This window comes from Pseudomonas sp. 22515 (assembly GCF_052044625.1).
GTDB lineage: Bacteria > Pseudomonadota > Gammaproteobacteria > Pseudomonadales > Pseudomonadaceae > Aquipseudomonas > Aquipseudomonas alloputida.
This window is the reverse complement of sequence record NZ_JBQENN010000003.1, coordinates 237,101-243,953: the sequence shown is the minus strand read 5'-3', so window position 1 is coordinate 243,953 and position 6,853 is coordinate 237,101. Positions and strand designations below refer to the sequence as shown.

5 protein-coding genes are annotated in these 6,853 nt (G+C 61.7%); 3 read left to right on the top strand and 2 right to left on the bottom strand.

All coding sequences use genetic code 11. The features are described from left to right. Together ACTJJN_RS05565 and norR are read right to left on the bottom strand one after the other, a co-directional pair. The coding region (locus ACTJJN_RS05565) for an Ig-like domain-containing protein (RefSeq protein ID WP_440781076.1) at positions 1–1,308 on the bottom strand (1,308 nt) is incomplete at its 3' end. Positions 1,309–1,498: 190 nt separating this feature from the next. After that, complete coding sequence (gene norR / locus ACTJJN_RS05560) at positions 1,499–3,055, bottom strand: nitric oxide reductase transcriptional regulator NorR (RefSeq protein WP_014755368.1); 1,557 nt, start codon at positions 3,053–3,055, stop codon at positions 1,499–1,501. A 154-nt stretch (positions 3,056–3,209) separates the two neighbouring features. Between norR and hmpA the strand changes: the two genes are divergently transcribed. From hmpA to cyoA, 3 genes are all read left to right on the top strand, one after another. Then, positions 3,210–4,388, top strand: a complete 1,179-nt coding sequence (gene hmpA / locus ACTJJN_RS05555; protein ID WP_012051223.1) for an NO-inducible flavohemoprotein — start codon at positions 3,210–3,212, stop codon at positions 4,386–4,388. 456 nt (positions 4,389–4,844) lie between these two features. After that, on the top strand, positions 4,845–5,351 hold the full coding sequence (locus tag ACTJJN_RS05550; RefSeq protein ID WP_012051224.1) for a disulfide bond formation protein B: 507 nt from the start codon (positions 4,845–4,847) through the stop codon (positions 5,349–5,351). A gap of 559 nt (positions 5,352–5,910) precedes the next feature. Further along, complete coding sequence (gene cyoA, locus ACTJJN_RS05545; protein ID WP_003248605.1) at positions 5,911–6,852, top strand: ubiquinol oxidase subunit II; 942 nt, start codon at positions 5,911–5,913, stop codon at positions 6,850–6,852. Position 6,853 lies beyond the last annotated feature (1 nt).

Genomic DNA, 6,853 nt, shown 5'->3' with positions numbered 1-6,853 from the left:
GCTCAGGGCCAGGCCGTCAGCACCAACTGTAATATTGGTTACTGCGTCAGGCGGTGTGATGTCCGGCGCATCGAATTGCAATGGGGCAGAGCTGTTGCCGGCGGCATCCACCAGACGCACGTCGAGTGCTTCACCATTGGTCTGGGCAGGCGACAGGGTGAGGCTGAACAGGCCATCGGCACCGACGACACCGGTGCCAATCAGGTTGCCGGCAGCATCGCGCACCTGCACGGTAGCACCAGGCTCACCGCGTCCGGTGAAAGTGACGCCATCGGCCAAGGCCAGGTCGGTCGGTTGTTCAGGGGCTGTGGTATCTGGGGTGTCGACGTCCGGCGCCGTGATGCTGGCAACTGGCGAGATATTGCCAGCCGCGTCTGCGGCGCTGATCTCCAGGGCCTGGCCGTCGATTTGTGGCGGTTGCAGAGTGATGCTGAACTGGCCGTCCGCACCGGCCACCGCAGTGCCCAGCAATACGCCACCAGCGCCTCGCACGGAAACCGTCGAGCCGGGCTCGGCACGACCGGTGAGGGTGTTACCCTGCTCATCGATAGCCAGGTCGGTCGGCGCCAGTGGTGCAGTTGCGTCCGGCGCAGTGACAGTGCCAGGCGCCGAGACATTGCCGGCGGCGTCGGTCAGGGTGACATCAAGGTTTTCGCTGTTGATCTGCGGTGCATTCAACGTCACGTTGAAGTTGCCGTCGGCACCCACTGTGCCGCTGCCGATCAGGTTGCCGGCGGCGTCGCGGATGTTCACCGTGGTGCCTGCTTCGCCACGGCCGGTCAGACGCAAGCCATCCGGCGAAACCAGCAGGTCGATCGGCGTGGCCGGTGCGCTGGTGTCGGGGTCGGAACCGCCGCTGCTGCTGCTGCTGCTGCCGCCGCCGTTGTTCGCCGCCGCCGCTGCGCCGCCCACGCCGAGCAGGCTGAGCCCGGCTATCGCCCACGTTGGCATGGCGCTACCGGCGGTGCCAATACCCGCGACCAGTTCGTCCAACGAGGCCACGTCTTCAAAGGTGAAGCCGGTGAACGCTGCTGCATCGTACTGGGCATGCCACAGGGTGCCATCGTCGCCGACGAAGACCATATCGCTGCCGACCCCGGCCTGGTCCACGGCGAAGAAGTTACCGATGGTGATCTTTTCCCCCGACTTCAGGGTGACGATCAGGTCCTGCCCGCGCTGGGTGACCGTGGCCACTTTGTCTGGAGAAACCGGTACCTGCACGACGCTTGGTGCGTTTAGATTGATATTGCCCCAGGCGCTCTGAGTGGCGACTTCGGATTGCTTATCGGCGACGACGATGTTGTCCATGGATGCTCCCTGCTGATATCCGGATCCCCCGGCCCGAGTGTTCGGGCCATAACCGACGTAACAGAGCCCTTTCAGGGGTCTTACGCACAGCCTCGACCAGGCAGTCGACAAACGGGTGGTTAGGGAGATATAGCAGCCGGTGGGGAAGCAACCAGATGGCTTTCTGGGTTAATCCTTTGGTAGAAAAGCCTCAGCGAAGCCCTAGCCTGCGGGCCAAACGGCTCAGGTTTGCGCGGTCCAGACCGAGTTCGCGGGCCGCTGCTGCCCAGTTGTCCTGATGCCGCTGCAGGCAGGCTTCGATCACCTGTCGCTGGTAACTATCGACGGCTTCACGCAAGCCGCCTTCAGGCGGGGTGACCACTTGCAGCGGTGCAGCGGGGGAGGGCAGCGTGCCTGGCGTGGTTGCCGACACACGCAGGTCCAGGTCGATGGCTTCGAGAGTGAGGATACGTGGCCGATCAGGGTGCTGGCCCAGCGCCTTGAGTGCCGAGCGGCCGATCAGGTGTTCCAGTTCGCGCACGTTGCCTGGCCAGTCGTAGGCGATCAACGCGGCTTGGGCCTCATGGCTCAGGCGCAGGCTGTTCAGGCCCAGCCGTGAACGGTTCTGTTCGAGGAAGTAGCCCGCCAATAGCAGCACGTCTCGCCCACGTTCGCGCAAAGGTGGCACGTGCAGCGGGTAAACGCTGAGGCGGTGATAGAAGTCGGCGCGAAAGTTGCCCGTACGCACCTCGGCAGCGAGGTCGCGGTTGGTAGCGGCGATCAGGCGCACGTCCACCCGGTGCTCGCGGTCCGAACCCAGGCGCTGCAGCTGGCCGCTTTGCAGCACGCGTAGCAGTTTCGCCTGCACCGTCAGCGGCAGTTCGCCCACTTCGTCGAGGAACAGCGTGCCGCCGTTGGCCAGTTCGAACTTGCCGCGGCGCTCGCCATGCGCGCCGGTGAAGGCGCCGCGCACATGGCCGAACAGTTCGCTTTCCACCAAGGTGTCGGGCAGGGCGGCGCAGTTGAGGCTGACCAGCGGCTTGTCGGCGCGGTTACTGGCCTGGTGCAGGGCCTGGGCCACCAGCTCCTTGCCAACCCCGGTTTCGCCGGTGATCAGCACGGTCAGGTCGCTGCTGCCGACCAGACGAATTTCCTCCACCAGGCGTTTGTGCGCGGGGCTCTGGCCAATCAGCTCTCTATCCTGGCCGCTGGCCTGGCGGTAGAGCTCGGCGCGATGGTGTTCGTCTTCGGCGCGCAGGGCCAGGTGCTCGATACGCTCGGCCACGGTAACGGTGGCGGCAGCCAGGCTGGCAAAGGCCTGCAGGGCATCCAGCTCCAGGCTCTGGAACTGCCCGGGGGTGAGGGCGTCGAGGGTGACCAGGCCCCATGGGCGCTCATCGACCATCAACGGGCAGCCCATGCAGTCGTGCACTTCAAGGTCGGCATCGGGGGCATTGACCAAACCATCGTAGGGGTCGGGCAGTTCGGAATCGCTGGCGAAACGGGTGGGTTCCGGGCGGCTGAGCAGTATCTGGAAACGCGGGTGCTCGCTGACCCGAAAGCGCCGGCCGAGGGTGTCGGGGCTAAGGCCATCCACTGCCAGCGGCACCAGCCATTCACCATCCAGTCGCAGCAGTGCTGCAGCATCGCACGGCAGCAGGCCACGCATGGCTTGCAACAGGCGGCGGTAGCGTTCCTGGTCGGGCAAATCGCGGGACAGGTCGCTGACCAGGGGCAGGAGGGTGGTGAGCAGTGGCTGTGTAGTCATATGGACTCCTATGGGTCGATATGACTATACGCAGAGGTGGGTCGTTTTGACATGACCTGCATCAAACCCCTGATTTTGCTGGCGATAAAAGTTGGCACGATTGCTGTAATGGCAGGGGCAGTCATTTGAAGCCACAGGCTCAGGAGTTGTTGCAATGCTCAATGCCGAACAACGTGCAATCATCAAGGCCACTGTACCTCTGCTGGAAAGCGGCGGCGAAGCGCTGACCACCCACTTCTACAAGATGATGCTCAGCGAATACCCCGAGGTACGGCCGCTGTTCAACCAGGCCCACCAGGCCAGTGGCGATCAGCCGCGTGCGCTGGCTAACGGCGTGTTGATGTATGCCCGCCATATCGACCAGCTGGAGCAACTGGGCGGCCTGGTCGGGCAGATCATCAACAAGCATGTTGCCCTGCAGATTCTGCCGGAGCACTACCCGATTGTCGGAAGCTGCCTGCTGCGCGCCATTGAGGAAGTGCTGGGCAAGGACATTGCCACCCCTGCGGTGATCGACGCGTGGGGCGCGGCCTATGGCCAGCTGGCCGACATTCTGATTGGCGCTGAAGAAAACCTCTATAAAGAGAAGGAAGAGGCCGAGGGTGGCTGGCGCGGTACCCGTGAATTCCGCCTGGTACGCCGCGAGCAGGAAAGCAGCGAGATCGTTTCGTTCTACTTCGCCCCGGTGGATGGCATGCCGGTGCTCAAGGCAGAACCTGGACAGTACATCGGTCTGAAACTTGACATTGACGGTGCCGAGCAGCGCCGCAACTATTCCCTGTCGGCGCTGTGCGACGGCAAGGAATACCGCATTAGCGTCAAGCGCGAGGCGGGCGGCAAGGTCTCCAACTACCTGCACGATGAGCTGGTGGTGGGCGATACCCTGAAACTGTTCCCGCCTGCGGGTGACTTCACCCTGGCAGCCAGCGACAAGCCGCTGGTGCTGATCAGCGGAGGGGTGGGCATTACCCCGACCCTGGCGATGCTGCAGGCAGCACTGCAAACCCGGCGCGAGGTGCATTTCATCCACTGTGCGCGTAATGGCGCGGTGCATGCCTTCCGGGACTGGATCGATGGCCTGGCGGCGCGCCATCCACAGCTCAAGCGCTTCTACTGCTATGCCGAGCCGGAAGGTGGCGCTGCGGCCGACGCCGTGGGTTTGCTCAGTGAAGACCTGCTTGCCGAGTGGCTGCCGCAGGAGCGTGACGTGGACGCCTACTTCCTCGGGCCGAAAGGCTTCATGGCGGCGGTCAAACGCCAGCTGAAGGGCCTGGGTGTGCCGGAGCAGCAGAGCCGCTACGAGTTCTTCGGGCCGGCGGCAGCGCTGGAGTGATATAGCGCCTGTGCCGGCCTCTTCGCGGGCACGCCCGCTCCCACAGGTATTGCACCGGTCTTGAATGTGGTGCCGTCTCTGTAGGAGCGGGTTTACCCGCGAAGGGGCCGGTACAGGCTTATAAAGTGCTCGTCCCCCAGCTGCAGCACACCTTTCTGCCTATATATAAAGGAAAGATGAAACCGGGCGCTGCGCTTTCATCCTTAATCATCCTTTAATCACGGTATCCTTCACTCCCGGGTGTCGAGGGGCTTGCCCCTGCGCGGCACCTGGGCAGCCGTTTTTTTGCCGCCCGGCGTTGAACCGACGTCGTTGCGGCCGGTCTCAGCCACACTGGATAGCCCTGCGCAGTGCTTCCGCGACGCTCCCTCGGCATGCTCACAGGCCATGCCCAGCGTGTAGACTTGCGCCCAGGCAGGCGGACCACGCTGCCACTATCCATCGAAGGAACCGGCAATGAACGAACAAACATCGCGCCTGAATCGGGAACGGCGCTTTCTGGTGCTGTTGGGGCTGATCTGCCTTTCACTGATCGGCGGCGCCCTCTACATGCAGGTGGTGCTAGGCGAGGCACCCTGCCCGTTGTGCATCCTGCAGCGTTATGCGTTGCTGTTCATTGCCGTGTTTGCCTTCATCGCTGCGGCGATGCCTGGGCGCCGCAGCCTGACCTTCTTCGAGGCATTGGTGGTGCTCAGTGCAATTGGCGGAATCGTTGCGGCTGGCAACCATGTGTATATACTCGCCAACCCCATGGTCAGTTGCGGTATCGATACCCTGCAGCCGATCGTGGATGACCTGCCACTGGCAAAGCTGTGGCCACTGGCGTTTCAGGTCGACGGCTTCTGCAGCACGCCGTATCCGCCGATCCTCGGCCTGTCGCTGGCGCAATGGGCACTTGTGGCGTTCGTGCTGACCGCTATCCTCGTCCCGCTCGGTATCTACCGCAATCGACGCCAGGCTTAGACAAAAGTCCCGAATTGCATGGGGTCTTTTGCACCGCATGAGAAGAGGGAAAAGTTGCGCACCGCTTGATCCAGATCAACCCACAGGCCTTGCAGAATGCGGCTTTGAGGCCTAGCAAGCGGGGTGCGACAAACTGTCGCGAAGTTGAATTATTGAGCAGCATTGTTACGGATTCTGTAAAAGACTGTTGCTCAATAAGTCATAGTCAAGGGTTGGCGACCTATCTACAATCGCCCCCAATTTCCGTTCGGCACTGCTTGCGAGTCGCAGGATTGAAGGAAGCCCCAGCGCTCCTTTTTGCTGACTTCGTCAAGTTTCGCCCAACGGCGATACCGGGCGGACACCCCTCCGCGTTTTCCCGCACCAAATGGACTTGGTCTGAAGTACAGGCCTGTTGCCTACGAAACCATAAGCACCGCTAACCCGCTTGAAGCCAAGGTCCTGCAGTCGGACCCCAGGCAGGAGCGAGTACGGGCGCGAAATGCCTCACTTGGCAGGACGAAGTGTTGGCTACCAAAACACAAATTGCATTGAAGCAAGCTGATCTAGAGGTCGTGAGATGAGTAAAAAGCGTTACCCCAGACTGTTTGGCATATTGCCCTTTTTAGGCATGCTTTTACTCAGTGGGTGCAACTGGACCCTGCTCGACCCGAAGGGCCAGGTCGGCATTGAGCAAAAGAACCTGATCCTGATCGCTACCGGCCTGATGCTGCTGGTGGTAATCCCTGTGATCATCATGACCCTGGCGTTTGCCTGGAAGTACCGTGCTTCCAACAAGGCAGCCACCTACACCCCTGACTGGTCGCACTCGACCAAGATCGAGGCCGCGGTGTGGATCATCCCGATCCTGATCATCATCGCCCTGGGTTACGTCACCTACCACTCCACCCACAAGCTGGACCCTTATCGTCCGCTGGATTCGGACGTTAAGCCGATTCAGATCGACGTGGTCGCGCTGGACTGGAAGTGGCTGTTCATCTACCCGGAGCAGGGCATTGCCACGGTCAACAAGATCGTCTTCCCGGCTAACACTCCGGTCAACTTCCGCGTCACTTCCGACGCCGTGATGAACTCGTTCTTCATCCCGGGCCTGGGCGGCCAGATCTACGCCATGGCCGGCATGACCACCAAGCTGCACCTGATCGCCAACGAAAACGGCGAATTCGACGGTATCAGCGCCAACTACAGCGGTGCTGGCTTCACCGGCATGAAATTCAAGGCTACTGCCACCTCTCAGGAAGACTTCGACAAGTGGGTCGCTGAAGTCAAGCAGTCGCCGAAGAAGCTGGACAAGGCCGAATACGACGCCTTGGCCAAACCAAGCGAAAACAACCCGGTCGCGCTGTATAGCGAGGCTTCGCCTGAGCAGTTCCAGCTGATCGTCGACAAGTACGAAGGCATGAACCGCGGTCGTAGCCACGAAGAAGCAGGCAGCAAAGATCTGGCCACAACCAAGGGTGTGGAATCGAGTATGCAACCAGCTGCCGGTGCAGAGGAGTAAG